The 16,884-nt window shown below is 65.1% G+C and carries 13 protein-coding genes and 1 pseudogene; 8 read left to right on the top strand and 6 right to left on the bottom strand.

Going from position 1 to position 16,884, the window contains the following annotated elements:
• The first annotated feature begins 98 nt into the window (after positions 1-98).
• Positions 99-1,226: a class I SAM-dependent methyltransferase gene (locus D892_RS0103005; RefSeq protein WP_036566671.1), complete on the top strand. Its 1,128-nt coding sequence runs from the start codon at positions 99-101 to the stop codon at positions 1,224-1,226.
• 19 nt (positions 1,227-1,245) lie between these two features.
• On the top strand, positions 1,246-2,133 hold the full coding sequence (locus tag D892_RS0103010) for a thioesterase family protein (protein ID WP_024799833.1): 888 nt from the start codon (positions 1,246-1,248) through the stop codon (positions 2,131-2,133).
• On the opposite strand, the pseudogene D892_RS49495 reads toward D892_RS0103010, so the two are convergent.
• Positions 2,091-2,264, bottom strand: a pseudogene (locus D892_RS49495) (SDR family oxidoreductase); the annotation flags it as partial. The gene D892_RS0103010 and the pseudogene D892_RS49495 sit on opposite strands and share 43 nt — an antisense overlap.
• Positions 2,265-2,356: 92 nt before the next feature.
• A complete protein-coding gene (locus tag D892_RS0103020; protein WP_024799834.1) occupies positions 2,357-3,286 on the bottom strand; it encodes an NADP-dependent oxidoreductase in 930 nt (309 codons plus the stop codon).
• An 82-nt stretch (positions 3,287-3,368) separates the two neighbouring features.
• On the opposite strand from D892_RS0103020, the gene D892_RS0103025 reads away from it, so the two are divergent.
• Positions 3,369-3,938, top strand: coding sequence for a TetR/AcrR family transcriptional regulator (locus D892_RS0103025; RefSeq protein WP_024799835.1), 570 nt, complete (start codon positions 3,369-3,371; stop codon positions 3,936-3,938).
• Positions 3,939-3,986: 48 nt separating this feature from the next.
• Here the strand turns inward: D892_RS0103025 and D892_RS0103030 are convergent, their stop codons facing one another.
• Positions 3,987-4,562: an SDR family NAD(P)-dependent oxidoreductase gene (locus D892_RS0103030; RefSeq protein ID WP_024799836.1), complete on the bottom strand. Its 576-nt coding sequence runs from the start codon at positions 4,560-4,562 to the stop codon at positions 3,987-3,989.
• Between the two features lie 127 nt (positions 4,563-4,689).
• Between D892_RS0103030 and D892_RS44800 the strand changes: the two genes are divergently transcribed.
• The gene (locus D892_RS44800; protein ID WP_232236288.1) at positions 4,690-5,412 is read left to right on the top strand and encodes a TetR/AcrR family transcriptional regulator; all 723 of its coding nucleotides are present in this window, start codon (positions 4,690-4,692) and stop codon (positions 5,410-5,412) included.
• Positions 5,413-5,778: 366 nt separating this feature from the next.
• Here the strand turns inward: D892_RS44800 and D892_RS46330 are convergent, their stop codons facing one another.
• Positions 5,779-6,153, bottom strand: a complete 375-nt coding sequence (locus tag D892_RS46330; protein ID WP_156959357.1) for a hypothetical protein — start codon at positions 6,151-6,153, stop codon at positions 5,779-5,781.
• Positions 6,154-6,586: 433 nt separating this feature from the next.
• Between D892_RS46330 and cas7u the strand changes: the two genes are divergently transcribed.
• The 4 genes from cas7u to D892_RS0103055 are packed head-to-tail and all read left to right on the top strand — an operon-like array spanning position 6,587 to position 13,231.
• A complete protein-coding gene (gene cas7u, locus D892_RS0103040) occupies positions 6,587-7,786 on the top strand; it encodes a type I-U CRISPR-associated RAMP protein Csb1/Cas7u (protein WP_024799837.1) in 1,200 nt (399 codons plus the stop codon).
• A gap of 2 nt (positions 7,787-7,788) precedes the next feature.
• The gene (csb2, locus tag D892_RS44415; RefSeq protein WP_024799838.1) at positions 7,789-9,453 is read left to right on the top strand and encodes a type I-U CRISPR-associated protein Csb2; all 1,665 of its coding nucleotides are present in this window, start codon (positions 7,789-7,791) and stop codon (positions 9,451-9,453) included.
• The gene (gene cas3u, locus D892_RS0103050; RefSeq protein ID WP_036566674.1) at positions 9,447-12,200 is read left to right on the top strand and encodes a type I-U CRISPR-associated helicase/endonuclease Cas3; all 2,754 of its coding nucleotides are present in this window, start codon (positions 9,447-9,449) and stop codon (positions 12,198-12,200) included. Before csb2 ends, cas3u begins: the two co-directional genes overlap by 7 nt.
• The gene (locus tag D892_RS0103055) at positions 12,197-13,231 is read left to right on the top strand and encodes a hypothetical protein (RefSeq protein ID WP_024799840.1); all 1,035 of its coding nucleotides are present in this window, start codon (positions 12,197-12,199) and stop codon (positions 13,229-13,231) included. Before cas3u ends, D892_RS0103055 begins: the two co-directional genes overlap by 4 nt.
• A gap of 2,086 nt (positions 13,232-15,317) precedes the next feature.
• On the opposite strand, the gene D892_RS0103070 is transcribed toward D892_RS0103055, so the two are convergent.
• Entirely contained in the window at positions 15,318-15,677 is a 360-nt protein-coding gene (locus D892_RS0103070; RefSeq protein WP_024799841.1) for a DUF397 domain-containing protein, read from the bottom strand.
• A gap of 11 nt (positions 15,678-15,688) precedes the next feature.
• Positions 15,689-16,546 carry a DUF5753 domain-containing protein gene (locus D892_RS0103075; RefSeq protein WP_024799842.1) on the bottom strand — a complete coding sequence of 286 codons (858 nt, stop codon included), beginning with the start codon at positions 16,544-16,546 and terminating at the stop codon, positions 15,689-15,691.
• Between the last annotated feature and the right edge of the window lie 338 nt (positions 16,547-16,884).

The raw sequence follows: 16,884 nt of genomic DNA on the forward strand, positions 1-16,884 counted from the left end.
AACGAAAACCGCTACCAGCGTCCTGGTTTCGACGGTACCGAGTTCACGGCCCCCAACTCCTCGTTGACCGACTCGGAGATCGGTGCCAGGGTCACCGCATGAGATCACGTGCGGTGGGCGACATCGAGCGACTCGTCCACGCTGCCGGCGCCGGGGACGGCGTCCTCGCCGAGTCCATCGAGAGCATCGGCGCGGAAGCCGTCGCCCGGATCGTCATGGCAGAGGTGGTCGACCGCGCCGACCTGCGCGGCTGCCCGCCCGTCGCCGTGTCGTTCCGGCTGCGCACCGAGGGAACGATCACGGAAATGATCGTCGACAAATCCGGCAGCGGCGTCACGGCGCACCCGGCAACGGCCGCTGCGGCGTCACGCACCGACGCCACGGTCGAACAATCACTGGTCGAGGTCGTCCGCGGCGTCTTCGGGCCACGGGGCGCGGGTTCCAGCGCCACGCGGGTGCTCCGCTGGCGTGATATCGACGGGCCCGAGTCCTTCGGCAGACCCGCGCTCGCGTTCGAACCCGTTCGGCGACTGCTGGATTCGATCGACCGGCCGTATCACACGAGCCTGGCGGAATGGTGCGTGCGATCGGGATCGGACAAGTGGGGCGTCCACCAATACCCCCAGCACTACGAACGACATTTCGACCCGATTCGAGATCGCCCGCTGACCATCCTGGAGATCGGCGTCGGCGGTTACGACGACCCGCACCGCGGCGGCGAATCCCTGCGCATGTGGAAGCGCTACTTCCCGCGTGCCGCGATCTTCGGCCTGGACATCGTCGACAAGACCGCGCTCTCGACTCCGCGCCTGACCGTCCTGCAAGGAGATCAATCCTCGGCCACAGATCTGGAACGGGTGGTCCGAGCCACGGGGCCGCTCGACATCATCATCGACGACGGCAGCCACATCAGCGCCCATGTGATCACGGCCTTCCACACGCTCTTCCCCGCGCTGCGCGACGGCGGGGTCTATGTCGTGGAGGATCTCCAGACGTCCTACTGGCCGCACTTCGGCGGCAAATCCGGTGCGTACAACGACATTTCGACGAGTATGGGTTTTCTCAAGGCCATGCTCGACGGCCTGAACCACGAGGAAATCGACGGCCGCGAGCCCGCGCCCACCGACGCCGCCATCAAGGGCATGCACTTCTACCACAACATGGCATTCCTCGAGAAGGGCGAAAACCGCGACGGCGGCGCCCCTTCGTGGCTCAGCCGCATCTGAGAGCATCCGGGAGCCGACGATGTCATCCTCGTTCCTTCGCGAGACCGAAGTCACCGCCGACACGAACGTGCCCGGACGGGCCACCGGCACGCTGAGCGAAGACTGGAACGCGCCCGTGTATCCGCACGGCGGAATCACTGCCGCACTGGCGGTTCGGGCGATGCAGCGGGAGTTCGACCAGTCGCTGCGCAGCGTGCACACGCTGTTCGTCAGCCCGATCCCCCCGGGACCGGTCACCGCGGACGTGACGGTGCTACGGCGCGGCCGCACGATGAGCCAGGCCAGCGCGACGGTATCCACGGCAGGCGGCATCGGCCTGATCGCCACCGCGGCCTTCGGCGACAACCGCCCCGGATTCGAGTTCACCGACGTCGCCATGCCCGAGGCGAAGCCGCCGGAGCACTACCGCTCCTTCGACGAAACACTCGCCGACGGCATCACTCCCGCACCTCTGTGGGCACACGTGGAGGGCCGCATGGTGCGCGGCCGCATCCCCTGGGAACCACACGAACCCCAACCCGCAGAACAGATCTACTGGTACCGCTTCAAACACCCACCCCGCGACGCGGCCGGCACACTCGACCCCTCGGCACTACTGGTCCTCGCCGACACCATGCCCGGCGCGATCTACGAACGATTGGGCCCCGAAGCCCCGCGCTGGCTGGCCCCCAGCGTGGACATGACGGTCCGCGTACTCACCCCGACCCGCAGCGACTGGATCCTCTCCCGCATCCGAGCCCACGATTCCCACGACGGCTACGTCTCCCTCGAAAACGAACTCTGGGACCCCACCACCGCCACCCTCATCGCCCACGCCACCCAACTGGCGTTCTACTCCTTCCCCGGCACGCCGAGCGGCGATGGTCATCGGCGCCACCCGGCAACCGGGGCCGAGTCGCAGATCTGAGTGCCACCGCCGTCCACGGCAAATTCGGCACCGGTGGTGTAGGTGGCGTCGAACGCGAGGAACGGCGCCGCCTTCGCGACTTCGGCCGGAGTTCCCAAGCACAGCATGGGGATCAGCGCCTTCGCCCGCTCGGCCGCCTGGACATCGGATTCTCCAGTGTGGCCAGACCCAAACCGCTACTGCCGCCTGTGATCACGACCTTCTTGTCTTCGTACCGGCCCGGTCACAGCGTGACCACGATCTTGCCGTGGACATGGCGTTCGGCTTGCGCCGTCACGGCATCGCGGATCTTCTCGATCGGGAAGGTCGCGGCGATCGGCACGGTGATCTCGCCGGCGAGGATCGCGTCGGTGATTCGTGCCGTGGCGTCCGGGCTCGCGTCGAAACCGCCGGTCGGGCGCACGCCGACGGGAGGATTGGGGCCCGCGGCGATCGTGGAGATCCGTTCGGGCGGCACGCCGAGCGCGAGCGCGGTCTCGGCCGTTTCGGTGCCGAACAGGTCGGTGGCCGCGGTCACGCCGCCGGGAGCCAGCGCCCGTACCCGGTCGGCCAGTCCGGCGCCGTAGGCCACGGGCTCGGTGCCGAACTGCCGCAGGAACTCGAAGGTGCTCTGCGAGGCGGTCCCGATCACCCTGGCGCCGGCGAGCTTCGCGAGCTGTACGGCGAACACGCCCACACCGCCTGCGGCGCCGCCGATCAGGACGGTGTCGCCGGAGCGCAGGTCGATCGCCGCCAACGCGGCGGCGGCGGTCATGCCGGCCACCGGCAGCGTGGCCGCCACCTCGTCGGCGATGCCCTCCGGCGTGTGCCAGAGCGACTCGGTCGGCCCGCCGGGCGTCGCGAGCACCACGAAGTCGGCGGCGGCCCTACCCAGCGCGCCGCCGTAGACACGCTCGCCCACCGCGAAACCTTCAGCGCCGGTGCCGATTTCGTCGACGACTCCGGCGAAGTCGTACCCGAAGCCGGACGGCACGGTGATCCCGAACTGCGCCGCCACCTCGGGGCGCGCGGCAATGCCCCAGTCCATGGGGTTCAGGCCGGCCGCGGTCACCCGGACGCGAACCTCACCCGGCCCGGCGTGCGGTTCCGGAACCTCCCGCACCTGGAGCACCTCGGGACCTCCGAATGCCTCATAGATAACAGCCCTGCTCATGGGAACCTCCGACAGACAGTGACGGGACTTTGTCCCATCACCATACACCGAGTGATGGGACAAAGCCCCGTATCCTGTTCCCATGGCCCGCTGGCAACCCGACGCACCACAGCGACTCGCCGTCGCAGCCCTCGAGCTGTTCGAGGAGCGGGGCTACGAGAACACGACGGTGATCGAGATCGCGGAGCGCGCCGGGCTCACGAAGAGCACCTTCTTCCGGCACTTCCCGGACAAGCGCGAGGTGCTCTTCGGCGGGGGCACGATGACCGAACTGCTCGTCGAGGGGATCGCCGCGGCGCCGAGCTCGGCCACCCCGCTCGAGGCCGTGGCCCATGCCCTGGACGCGATCGGAAGAGAAGCCTTCACGCTCGACCGCCGCGGATTCGGCGCCCGGCGGCAGGCGGTGATCGCCGCCAATCCGGAATTGCGGGAACGTGAGGCGCTGAAGGGGCTTCGCCTCACCGCGTTGATGGTCGAGTCGCTCGAACGCCGCGGCGTCCCCAGCCTGATCGCGCGCGTGTCCGCGGAACTGGGCGCGCTGGCCTGGACGATCGCCTACGAACGGTGGAGCGACCCGGCCAACGGCGAGGAGTTCGGTGAACTCGCGCGGCGATCACTCACCGAAGTGAAAGCGGCCGGTTCCTCGTGCTGACACAACAGCATTCGCGCCAGCGGCATGCGGGAGCAATGCATATCGGGTTCAGTCGCGTTCGGCGGTACGGACCCGTTCGGCGAACTCCCAGAGCGCGAGTTCTCGGTCACGGTCATAGGACTCATCGGATGACCGTGCGTCTTCGGTCCGGTCGATACACGCCCCGGAAGATGCGCTGACTTCACCGAGAACGGCGCCGGCCATCTTCCGGCCCGCCGCCTGAACGGAGTCCGCCAGCGGGGTGGCGGTAAACACCGGCGTGATCCACCGCATGACGATCCGCGCCGTGAGGCCGCCGTCTCGTAGCCGTCCGGCGTGCTGTGCACGGCGTCGCCGAGCGAGACCCCCGGCGTTTCCGACGATTCCGCTCAACGGCGGTAGCGCGCCGCTGTCCAGCATCTGCCGGACGGTATCGACAGCGCTGTGGATGCTTACCGAACTCGAGAGATCGGTTTCGACGAAAGTCACTTCGCGCCCCGGGGCGCGCAGCCCGGACACCGTCGCTCGACCCGATCCGCCCCGGGCCATGAGCACAAGGTACAGTTGCGGGTCGCGTCGTAGCAGTTCGGCGGCCGTCGAGCGACCGATGCCGCTCGTGGCGCCGGTCATCACCAGTGTGTGCATGTCGTCTCGTTTCGGTTCCGAACGGTCGGGCGTCGTCGCTCATCGAGAATCAGTTGACATCGAAACTGCCGCCGCGACCAGGCAAGCCCTGCTACGCACAGCCTCCGCCCTGCTCGACGAGGACGGAATGGAGGCCGTGACGCTGCGCACGGTGGGCACGGGTGCCGGCGTTTCGCGCTCGGCCGCTTACCGTCACTTCGCGAACAAGGAGGCGATGCTCGCGGCGATGAGCCTCGCGAGCTGGGAGCAACTCACGGCGCGGGTTGAACAGATCGCCGCGGACTCGACCCTGCCCCCGGACAAGGCACTGCACGCCGCGATCAACGCCCTCATGACCATCGCCCGCAATCGCCCGAACCTCTACCGGTTGATGCTGCTCCGAGCCCCCTTTCGGCCCCACCGCGGCCACAGACGTCAGAGTCCGATCGCAGGACGCCTTCCTCACCCTGGTCAGCCGCGTCGTCCGGCCCGACCTCGGCCGCCCGTTCTCGGGCCTCCTCCTCGCCGCCGCCCACGGAATCGCCGACCTCGAAGCCGGCGGCTACCTCGACGCCGAGAAGTGGCATGCCGACGGAGATCAGCTCATCGAGCTACTGATCCACACTTTGCCGCGCCGCTGATCCGGGGCCTGGTCGGGCTGAGTGCACGATCGACCCGCAGGAACAACTTGGGGCCCTCGCGACTCGAGCTCCAAGAAGACCCCAGCCATACGGCACCGTCCAATCATGACCATCTCGCCGACCCGGCGATTCTTTGTCAGCAGATTCCGGGATCATCACCGCGAGCGCTCCGTCGAACCGAAAATCCCACCAAGTGCTCGCGGAGACAAACCAGCAGCTCAAGGACATAATCGGCCGCAACCACTCGCGCCGAAGACCCATCTTTGCGATCCTGAAATGGGAGCGTTCGCAGAGACCCCTAAAACCGCAGGTGAAACGGGCCAAATTCCCAACCCTGCCGCAGCCGCTTCGACGGCTGCACTTCATTGAGGCTGTGCCACCGATTCGGCCAGCAACCCGCTGCTCGCCGAGGTCGCAGCCGCTTCCGCGGCTGCACTTCATTGAGGGTCGCCGGAAGGCGAGATGTACCCGGATCTGCAACTGCCATGTCGCCGTTCTTCATTCGGCGAGACCATCGGCATAGTCGCCAACCAAGAAGTGGACGAGCGGCACCTCCTTCTGTGTAGCAGCGTACCCGCGGTCGACGTCTGTGAACCTCAGTCCCCTCTTCCTTGAATACACAGCAGAAGCCCAGCCAGCTGGCGCCGATCAATATCAACTTGGAGCCGGACAGTGGGCACCGCCGATGACCGGAGCCGTCGATCTGCACCGATCCGTTTGAGTTCTCGATTCTCGGTACGCAGCCGTTGGAGTTCGCTACGCTCGGCCGCCGACAAGTCCGTCAGATCCCCGCTCGGTTGAACCCCTTCCGCGAGTTCTTTGCAGATCCACGCCCGCAATGTCCCGGGATGCACACCAACCAGCGGGCCGATCACCTTCGCGATCGCATACGGTGAATCGCCCTTGTCTAGGTATGGCAAGGCCAAACGAACGGCGGCCTCGCGATGCCAGGACGGATAGCGTTTCGACATGGTGAGCTCCGTCACTCCCCAAGAGGGAGACATCTTCGATTGTTACGCCCTCTTGCTAGTTCGTTCCGACACAAAGGGATTCAACTCACCCTCGCGCGAGACTGACGATAGCACCGTCGCATCAAGATCGTAATATGGCTATCGGAGTTACAATAGACAAGTATTCTACTCCGGTGATAACTTGCAGCATGGGACGTTTGACGACGTCGACCTTCATTGAGGCTTGTCCATCGTCTACTCCTGAATGAGATGCAGGGACTGCGACCGGATGGCAATTCCATTCGGTCACTTCGGATCCGGAGCGCACCGCAGGCTCCGGATTACTTCCCCAAACTACCGATCTGCGCCTACATGTCGGTCCCACGGTGCATGATCCTTCTTGCCGACATCCAGTCAGCAACCATTCGGAATTAATTGCGTTGGAGGAGATCTCGTGCCCGCACTGTCCTACGACCACCTGCTGGCCGCATGCTCGGCCGGCGGATCGTCGGCACTCACTTCGGTAACCGAACTGGCTCCGGCCGGCGGCATGCATACCGGAGTAGCACCTGCTCGCTATGTCGACGGGAGCCGGGCCACCTTTGCCTTCGAAACCCGGTTCATCGACGGCGAACCCGTCAAGACGGTGATCATCGACCAGAAGCAGAGCACGCTCAACAGGATCGAAGCCGCAGTCTGCAATGCTATCGACGACGGCCATCCACTGTTCGATCTTGTCCCCCGCGTACAGGTCTCGTACGGGGACGAGGTGTACTCGGATTTGCAACTCCCACATCGAGTCTTCGACGGACATATCCGCGCCGGAACGGTGGACGGTCGATCGGTCACGGCCCACGACTCGTATCGAGCCGCGCGCAACGCCACTCCCGGAAACGCTCGCGCCCTACTCGAGTTCGCCCCGACGGCGCTGGTGCTGGGAGCATGGGATGCTTCCAGGCGCACTCGCCAAGGCCGCTACCGCAGCTCCCTGGTGGGCGAGGTCATCGGGGTACTGGCTGATCAGACCGTGGACCAGCAGCATCTACCGCGACGTGGCGGCGCACGCGTCGATCCCGTCGCCGCGAGCGTGCAGTTGAAGGGCGACGACCTCAAATCTCTGGCCGAAGCACAGCGTGAAGAGTTGAGCCTCAAGCTGATCGGCAAGATCGATAAGGCGTCCTCCACCAGAGGCGAGAAGGAGAACTCCGGGTCGGTACTGGGGCTGGGAGCAATACCGCCGTCGCTGGAAAGTCTCGGAGTCGTGGCATGCCGCCGCATCATCCGAACGCACGTCTTGAGCTTCGCCACCCTACGTCAGCTGCGTTTCGGTGCCGGTCCCGCGGGTGATTCCGCGTGCCGAACGCTGCTGGCGGCGTTCGCCCTCGCCGGGCTGGCACGCTCGGATGCCGAACTCTACCTTCGAGCGAACTGCGATCTGATCGAGAACGACGCACCTGCGGTCAGGATGGACGCACGCAACGGCAATTCCGTGGATTTGGAGCCGTTGACGGTCGACGAAACGGATACGTTGCTCGCGACGGCACTCGATGAGGCGCGCAGCGAGGCCGGAATCCGTTGGGAAGGACAGGTCTTCGATGTCACGGGCAACCCGGTCGTCTACGCCACGGCCACTGCGGACACTGCCGGAGAGTAGTTATGACCACTGCGATCGTCGCCGAATTCCTTCTCGGCACCTACACCGGCCACCGCTCAGACGGGTCACCCGACCCGTTGCCCAGTCCCCTCCGACTGCATGCCGCGCTCCTCAACGCTGCCGGCCAGGGCATGACAGCGGTGGAGGGCCGGAACGGACTGGAACCCTCGCCGGAAGCTCGCGCCGCGCTGGACTGGCTGGAGGCCAATCCGCCCACTGGTCTGCTCCTCCCCGACCGCAGACCGTGCTCCCGAGGAGTCACCGCTTACCGGAAAGAAGGGCTGATCCGGAAGGAAGGCGGGGAGTGGAAGGACAAGGTCACCGAGAGGGCATTCTCGGACAGCTACGCGCTGTCCGGCCCGCTCGGATGGTGTTGGCAAGCAATGCCTTCCACGATTCGACACACATTCGAAGACCTGTGCCGAGATGTCGGCTGTCTCGGCGAGGCAACAAGCCCGGTGCGTTTGCGAGTCGCCGATGAGGTGGAACCGACGCACCTTGTCGACGAAGGGGCTACCTCCCTCGATCCGGTGGAACCGGGCACCGTCACGGTCGGGACTGCCGAGCCCGGCCGCGCGGCGGCGCTCGGTATCGCTCATGAAGCTGCCACTCGCCGGATCCCCTCGGTTTCACAAGACGCCCACAGCTCGTCGGAGGAAACGCGGCCGAGCGTCGTCCCGTCGGGCGTAGCCTCCTCGACGACGCGCTTCCGGAAGGCCGGTTCCGAATCTGTAACCCAGCCTCTTGCCGACACGCCGTGGCCGGAAGTACTTGTCGTTCCGGCACAATCGACGAGCACCGCTCCGGTGCCCGACGAGGACAGACTCGCCTGGTGCGTGGCGCTGCACCGTGCACTGGTATCGCAAATCGGTTTCGGCGCACCTCCGGAACTGACCGGCCGATACTTCGAGGGCGTCCAACCACCGGCGAACCGGATTGCCATCCAGTTCATCCCCGCTCACCATCGGCACCCGTTGTCCGACGAAGTGCGGCCGCACACAGGGACGGCAGGGACGTTCGCCGTGATGCTGCCGCCTATCGGAGACCGAGAGCGGGCGACTATCTATTCCGCCCTGCTGGCCCTGTCCACGGTCTACCGGGCAGACTCGAACGCCCGCGCCCATGGCACCGTGCCACCAGCAACGCGAGGAGGCAAGCGCGCCCGAGGGCCGGAACTGCGGCTCGGCGACCCCACCCTGATCCGCGCCGATACGTTCTGGGCCGCACCGGATCATGACGTGGTCAGATTGTGGCGCACCGACCCGCTGGCAATTCCGGAAACGTCGACGCGGCGTCGGGACAGCCGCCGCCGCTGGACATTCCGCGAGTCCGCGCACCTGTCCATCGGTCTGGTGTGGCGTGACCGGTTCGCCGCGGATCTGCAAGGCGCCCACCGTTTCGAACGGATCGCCGCGTCCGTCGCCGACCAGCATCCGGGCGGTCGTGTCATCGAGGCAGCAGCCGTCCCGCGATCCGACGTGTCCCTGTGGGTGCACAAGACCGCCGAGCACGTGGCTACGATTCCGTATCGAGCCACGCTCGACCTGCGAGCCCTGTCCGACGACCGAGCGATAGTCGCCATCGGGCAGAGCCGTCACCTCGGCGGCGGTCTACTCGTTCCGCGCGACGTGCCGGAACAGATGCTGAGGGAGCGTGAAAGATGTTGACTCCCGACGACTTCGACGCCTTCTTCGCAGCGGTCAACGGCGGTAAGAAGCCGTTCGCCTGGCAACAGCGCCTGCTCGCGGAACTTTCCGAAGGTCGAGGCTGGCCGGACCGGATCGTGGCACCTACGGGATCCGGCAAGTCGACGGTCGTCGACGTCCACATTTTCGCTGTCTCCCTGTTCGCAGCGGGGTCGATCGGCCCGGTACCACGCCGCCTGTCCGTCGTGGTGAACCGCCGAGCCCTGGTCGACCGCCACGCCGAGCGCGCCCGGGACATTGCGGAGATCCTGGCGAAAGCCGACTCCGGTGTGACCGCCGACGTCGCCAGCGCATTGACGAGTCTGCGGCAGATCCCACGGGCGTGGGCAATAGACATCGTGAACATGCGAGGCGGCCTGGAGCCCGACCGCAGCTGGATCGATGACCCATGCGCATGTCAGATCATCTGCGCCACACCGGACATGTGGGGCAGCCGCGTGGTATTCCGAGGTTACGGAATCGGCCGGCTGGCACGGCCGCGCGACGCTGGCCTGCTCACCCACGATGCGGTGATGGTGCTCGACGAAGCTCACCTCAACCTCCAATTGCTGGCTACAGCACGCAGAATCGCCGAATTCGTCGCACCGGAGGCCGAGCGGATCGGTATTCCAGGTCTGCACGTCGTGGAAACCACAGCTACCCCGGCGAATTCCACATCGCGGGAACTCCGCGCCGTTGACGTCTCGGGTGTCGATCTCACCACGGACGATGTACTGCGTGATCGGCTGACGATCGCGAAACCCGTTCAGCTACTGCCAGTCCCCCAGTGGCCCCCGCAGCGCGACGCCGACCACCGACGCTGTGTCGACATTCTGGTCGAACAGGTGACCCGCTTGCACACCACCTACGGACGCGCCAGCAGCAACGGCCGAACGGTCGCCTGTTTTGTCAACACCATTCGGCTCGCGACAGAGGTGGCCAAGACTCTTAAGGACAACGGGCTCGTTGTAGAAGTCGTAGTCGGACGAATGCGGGCCTACGACCGACGTGCGCTTCCGAAGGGACTGCTAACCACCGACGGCAACGACATCGTGGACGTTGCCGTGGCAACCCAGACTCTGGAAGTCGGTGTGGACGCGGATTTCGCGGCCGCCGTATCCGAATTGGCACCGGCCCAGGCACTGGCCCAGCGCGCCGGGCGGGTCAACCGGATCGGTCGCTTGACATCGACCGAATTCACGGTCATAGGTCCCGACGCGGATTCGGATCTCCTCACCGCATCAACCGGGCGAGAATCTCGAAGGCTGGTGGTTCCGCCGTACGCGGATAGAGGCGAGACCGAACAATACGACCACCTACGCGAGACCTGGGAATGGTTGGCGCACAAGGAATCGGATGCTGCTGGGCTGTCACCGTGGGCGCTCACCACGAAACCGCCGCCGCCAGAACCTCCCGTCCGAACCCTCATACAACGGCTCGAACACTACGACGCCTGGCTGCTGAGCCGCACCAACGGCGAACTACTGTCAGAACCCGACCTCGCACTATGGCTGCGCGACTCATTGGAGAAGGAGAAGCCCAGCGCTGGGTTGGTCGTTCGATCACAGCTGCCGCGCCAGACCGTATACGCAACCAGTTTGCTGTGCGCCACCCCACCGCTCGCCGACGAGATCTACCCGACCGACATCGCGGTTCTGCGGACGTTGTTGCGCCCCATACTGGAACGCAACCGGGCTTGGGTGTACCGGAACGCCGATCTGCAAAACCTGCAGGACAGCGACGACATCGGGCCAGGCGACATTGTGATCGTCGATTCCACTGAGCAGGTCTGCACCTGCGGTGTGGTTGTCGGCAGCCCGCATGATACAGGCAGTGACGTCTACGACGACCTCGACGGCGCGCGATGGCGTTTCACCGCAACCGAAAACGGTCGCACGTGGGAAGACCGCATGTTGGACGATATCGCCGACATCACCCGCGAGAACGACGACCCGTTCGGTTGCCCCGTCGAATCCGGCGTTATCGACGTGCTGCTCCGCTACCAGTCACGCAGCCAGCCCCTTCGGAAGGCACTTGCCGTCCCGACCGATCGACTCGTCCTCGAGACCGACGGGCTGGATACACCTAGTTCCCGATGGCTGGTGATCTCGGAGATATCGCCCGTAGCCGTCGATGACGAAGCGCGCCAACTGTATACGCCAGCAAGACGGGTTCTGCTCGGCGAGCATAACGCGGCGGTCGCCGAGCGCGCCGAACATCTGGGCGAGCGCCTGGGATTGTCGACGCGGCTACTCCCGGTACTGGCCGAAGCCGGCCGCCAGCACGACATAGGTAAGCGCGACCCTCGGTTTCAGCGAGTTCGCCTGCGTAACAACAATCCTGAAAACACACTCCTCGCCAAGAGCTACCTTTCCCCTCGCAGCGCCCGGCTGGCGGAATACGCGGGCGGACTACCGCTTGGATGGCGGCACGAACAGCTGTCGGCAGCAATTGCCTACGCCAGCCTCACCGAGGGTGCCGACCGGGATCTGGTGCTGCGCCTCGTCGGCACGAGTCACGGTCATGGGCGTCCCGAATTTCCCCACGGCGCAGCGGACCTCATCGACACCGATACGAAGACCGGCACCCATGCGCGACAGCTGTTCGACGGAGGGTTCTGGGACCAGCTGATCGAGACTACCCACAGGAGTTGGGGCGTCTGGGGCTGCGCCTATCTCGAGGCACTGCTCCGCGCCGCCGACTGCCAGATTTCCGCGGAGGGACGATGACCATACTCACCCTTCCGGGCGAAATCACCAGTGCCTTCACGCATTTCGCGCTATACGGTCTCGCCGCACTCTGCGAGGACGCAGGCACGGCCGGTCGACTCTGGTGGGCACGCAGCCGAACTCCCAAGCCCTGCCTCGATGTCGGAGACCTGGCAGAGCAGGACGTAGCCGAGCTGGTCCACCGCCACTCTCTAGAGCACTGCCTGGAGGATAGTTGGATACAACAGCGGACCGATCACGAAAACCGCTCGACCGCCGTATTCAGCCCGCGCATCAAGGCCGCGTCCAACGCCCGGTCGTGGTGCGACCTGCAAGAAGCCAGACATACCGCCCTCGACCAGCTCTCCCCCGCAGACGAATTGGACCTCCGCATGATCGGCGGGCTCGGCGAGCCCGCCTGGTGGCGAGCCGAACCGGACCCCCGCCCGGACGATGGCGCCTCCCGCTGGGAGATGAAAACCCGAAACCGCGGCGAGGAGTTCGTGGGCAACCGCCTCCAGTTGCTCGCGGCCGTGGTAGCAGCCCGAACCCCCGGCCAAGTGCTCGACGGACTGCTCGGCAACACCGTTACCGACGAAGTCGGCGGCGGCAGCGAATCCCGCACCGCAACAGGCCTTCGCCGCCCCGGAACAACAGACAACGCCCTGGCCTGGTGCGCGCTGTGGGGCATCACCCAGTTCCCCACAATCCACCATGTCGACGGCCTGTCGACGACACCCGGTGCGTTCGTCCGAGCCGGCCGCACCACCCCGACCTCAATGCACCTACCGGTATTCACCGACCCTGTCACCCTCGCCCGCACCCGCACCGTCCTGCTCTCATCGGCCCTGGCCACCGTGGGCAAACCAACCGCCAGAGACAACCACTCGAACGACGAGGCCGCTATCCGCATCGCAACGGCCCAATCCTGGCTCTCGAACCGCATAATCCGCGCCGTCGTCCGCTTCCCGGTACACGTATCCAACAACCCCAGCGCACCCGAAAGGCAAGTACTCGACGGCGAGATCATCGTCCTACCCCAACCAGAATGAGCCACCACCCCTTCGTGAGCGCTGAGTCGACCCGGAAACCCACCGAAGGCTAGCGGGATAAACAAACAACTCAGAGCCTATCGGCCGTTACAGATCACACTAGAGGCAACGATTTCCGATCATGAAACCGGAGCGCTCGCGCAAGCCCCGGAACACGCAGGTCACATGGGCCAGATTTCCGCCCCTCCCGCAGCCGCTTTCGCGGCCGCACCTTCATTAGGGCTGCGCCTCGAGGTCGACGATCAGTACATCCATCCGCTGACTCGCAGCTTCTTACACGGCTGCACCTTCATTGAGGCACGTGCACCCGGTGCTGCAATCGGCGTGGCGGATCTCCGCCGCAGCCGCTTTCGCGGCTGCGCCTTAATTGAGGCTTCACTTATGCGAGCGGGCAGGGGGTCGTCTTGATCTCGCAGCCACTTTCCGGTGGCTCTTCATTGAGGCCGCCACATTGGGGCGTTCCACGGGTCGAGTCGTTCGCCCGCAGCTGCCCTTCATTGAGGCCTCACCGAGTATGTTGCTGCCCCCGACTCAAGCGAGCGTGGGCTGCAGCCGCTTTCGCGGCTGCTCCTTCATTGAGGCCTGTACGACGTGCGGCTCGCCGCGCCGAAACGGTTATACACATTGCGGTGTGCCGCAGCCGCTTCCGGTGGCTGTTCTTCATTCAGGCCTGGAGGACAACCGGCGGATCCGCGCCATCAAGTTCAGCGTACGCAGCCGCTTCCGGCAGCTGCCCTTCATTGAGGCGTGAACAGGATGAATCCCTGCACGCGGTTGGTTCGCACGACCCGCAGCCACTTTCGCGGCTGCACCTTCATTGAGGCCGCGCATACCTCATCGGGGACGTGGGAGCGTCCCGGCCCCGCAGCCCGCTTCCGCGGCGCACGTTCACTGAGGCCCGCTGCTCGAGCTAGGCATGTCCCGGAAGGATTGTGAGCGCCCGCAGCCGCTTATGCGGCTGCTTCTTCATTGACGCGGCGAGCAGGGGCCGACACGGATCATTCGCAAGTCCCGCCCCGCAGCCGCTCTCGCGGATACACCTTCATCGAGGCAAACACTGGCTTCTCAAGGACGAGTTTCTGCGCATCCCCACAGCGTCCTTCGCGGCCGCACCTTCATTGAGGCTGGGAATCCGAATTCGTGGTGGCGAGTGCTACCGTCCCGCAGCCGCTTCCGCAGCTGCACCTTCATTGAGGCGCGTAGCCGTCGCCTGCAGCGAATTTGTGCAGGGCCTGCAGCCGCATTTGCGGCTGCACTTTCATTGAGGCGGCATGCAGGTCCAGCTGCACAAGCCCGGGGCCGCTGCGCTACGCGGCCGCTTTCGCCGCCGCCCTTCATCGAGGCTGGGACACGCTCGGGGCTTGGCAACATTTGGTTCTTGCCGCAGCCGCTATCAGCAGCTGCACCTTCATTGAGGCATGCCGGTCCATTCCCGGCCGACGACTGGCCCAGCCCGCAGCCGCTTTCGCGGCTGCACCTTCGTTGAGGCTCGTCTTCCGTAAACAGTTCGATATGCCGGTTCTTCTGCCCGCAGCCGTTTACGCGGCTGCACCTTCATATAGGCCAGAGCGGCAATCCGGGCGGGATGCCGAGCAGTCGCCCCGCAGCTGCCTTTCGCGGCTGCTCTTTCATTGAGGCACGCTGCGGTCGGCGCCGCCTTCGTCGGTCATGATGCGGCCAACAGCCGCCTTCGCGGCTGCATCTTCATTGAGGTCCGTCCCACACGGCTTCGTTCCACACGTCCGCCCACTCCGCGGCCGCGTTCGCACTTGCACCTTCATCGAGGCTCCGGCTGCCAGATCGGGGTCAGATACCCGATGAGTCACACCCGCAGCCGCTTTCGCGGCCGCACCTTCATTGAGGCCAGCCACATTTCCTCGGCACGGCACCACCATGACCATGGCCCGCAGCCGCTTTCGCGACTGCTCCTTCATTGAGGCGCCACCAGCGGCCAGCTCACCTCCAGCATCGCCTGGCCCCGCAGCCGCTTCGCGGCCGCCGCACCTTCATTGAGGTCCAGCGACAATGGATCAGCCGAATCGCAGTCGTTGCCGTCGCCGGATCAGTCGATCGTGTCGAAAAACGGTCAGCGACGATCGAACTGGCCGTCGGCGACGCCCTTGGTGAAGGCGTCCCACTCGTCGGCGTTGTAGACCAACTGCACGCCGCGGCCGTCGGTCAGCGTTGCACTGCCAGCCGGGTGCAGCGCGATGGTCAAGTCGTCGTTCACCGTGCCGGAGGATTTGGCGAGGGCCAGATCCAGCACGGTGGGCCAGGCAGCGGAGGCAACCGTGATGATCGGCTGGTCTTCCGGCAGACCCCTGTACTTGCTGTCGCGCACATAGACCAGGCTGTCGGTGAGTCGGACCTCGACGCAACTGTTGGAGTCTTTACTGAACGAGGACTTGAACCAGCCGCCGCGGCCGGCTACACCGACGATGTTCATCGTGTCGATCCCTATCTGGCTGCAGTTTCTTCGATCAGTGCCAGCGTATCGTCCTGGGACAACGAACTGCGTTGCGCGGCCTCGAATGTAACCATCAGGTCGCGGACCTGGTCCGGGTTCTCGATCACTCCCGACACGACGGCCGATTCATGCCAACCGAGAGGCGGCAGGAAGGGGCGATCGAACTCAAGGACGTGGAATGCCGCACCCCCGAGTAGGTACCCACGACGAGCGGTGAACGGCATCACCCGGACATCCAGCGTGTCGGCGTGCCGACGGATCAGAGCAGCGAGGTGCTCGAGTTGGATGCGAAGGACATCCGGACCACCGACCTGCTGGAACAACGCAGCCTCGCTGAAGATGACGTTCAGTCGGAGTGGATCATCCCCGGTCAGCCGTCGCTGACGGAGAAGCCGCGCCTCGACACGCTTCGCGACCTCCTTCTTCGGGATGAAGACGTCGTCCTGATCGATCAGCGCCTTCGCGTATTGCTCAGATTGCAGCAGCCCCGGGATCAACAGGCTCTCGAACGAGATGATCTCCGAAGCGCCGTACTCCAAGCCCCACAACCTTTGATGCTCGGGACCGAACAGGTTCGAATACTGGGCCCACCACCCGCGGCCGTTGGCCGCCGCACGCAGCCTGAGCAGATCTTCCCGATCTTCCTTGCTCAGGTCGAGAAGATCGAGCAGACGACGAAGCTTGTCCTCAGACAAAACCTTGCGATCTTTGTCTATTTTCGACCAGTAAGTGGGCGAAAACCCAAGGTGCTTGGCAACATCCGCGCCGGTCAGGTCATGTTCCGCCGTATACATGCGTATGCGCGATGTCAGTTCCCACCGTGCAACGGTCGGTGAAAGCGGCGCCATACCCATTCCTCTCCAGGCCCGGAAACTGCGGACCAGATTAGCGCTGACTCGGCTGTTAGATCCCATCACCCCAGAGTGCAGACATCCCTTGCGAAGGTCATGTTGACCACTCTATAGTATGTGTGTTCGACATCACAGTTCACTTCGGCTCGATCCACACGGGCGGGAAGCAGGTTGCGATGGCGGTGCAGGTGGTGGGCGGGGTTCTCATGATCAGCGATCGGACGCCACATCGGGCGAGATCGGTGGGATGCGCGAGGTGGGTCGTGTCACATCTACCTGGGCGCACACTGTCCACTGAGCAAGCCGTCGCGGCGATGCAGATCGCGGAGGCTGCC

This window comes from Nocardia sp. BMG51109, assembly GCF_000526215.1.
GTDB lineage: Bacteria > Actinomycetota > Actinomycetes > Mycobacteriales > Mycobacteriaceae > Nocardia.

Coding starts and splice junctions, on each gene's coding strand:
- D892_RS0103005 (WP_036566671.1), top strand. CDS start 99: ATGAGATCACGTGCGGTGGGCGACATCGAGCGACTCGTCCACGCTGCC.
- D892_RS0103010 (WP_024799833.1), top strand. CDS start 1,246: ATGTCATCCTCGTTCCTTCGCGAGACCGAAGTCACCGCCGACACGAAC.
- D892_RS0103020 (WP_024799834.1), bottom strand. CDS start 3,286: ATGAGCAGGGCTGTTATCTATGAGGCATTCGGAGGTCCCGAGGTGCTC.
- D892_RS0103025 (WP_024799835.1), top strand. CDS start 3,369: ATGGCCCGCTGGCAACCCGACGCACCACAGCGACTCGCCGTCGCAGCC.
- D892_RS0103030 (WP_024799836.1), bottom strand. CDS start 4,562: ATGCACACACTGGTGATGACCGGCGCCACGAGCGGCATCGGTCGCTCG.
- D892_RS44800 (WP_232236288.1), top strand. CDS start 4,690: ATGGAGGCCGTGACGCTGCGCACGGTGGGCACGGGTGCCGGCGTTTCG.
- D892_RS46330 (WP_156959357.1), bottom strand. CDS start 6,153: ATGTCGAAACGCTATCCGTCCTGGCATCGCGAGGCCGCCGTTCGTTTG.
- csb2 (WP_024799838.1), top strand. CDS start 7,789: ATGACCACTGCGATCGTCGCCGAATTCCTTCTCGGCACCTACACCGGC.
- cas3u (WP_036566674.1), top strand. CDS start 9,447: ATGTTGACTCCCGACGACTTCGACGCCTTCTTCGCAGCGGTCAACGGC.
- D892_RS0103055 (WP_024799840.1), top strand. CDS start 12,197: ATGACCATACTCACCCTTCCGGGCGAAATCACCAGTGCCTTCACGCAT.
- D892_RS0103070 (WP_024799841.1), bottom strand. CDS start 15,677: ATGAACATCGTCGGTGTAGCCGGCCGCGGCGGCTGGTTCAAGTCCTCG.
- D892_RS0103075 (WP_024799842.1), bottom strand. CDS start 16,546: ATGGCGCCGCTTTCACCGACCGTTGCACGGTGGGAACTGACATCGCGC.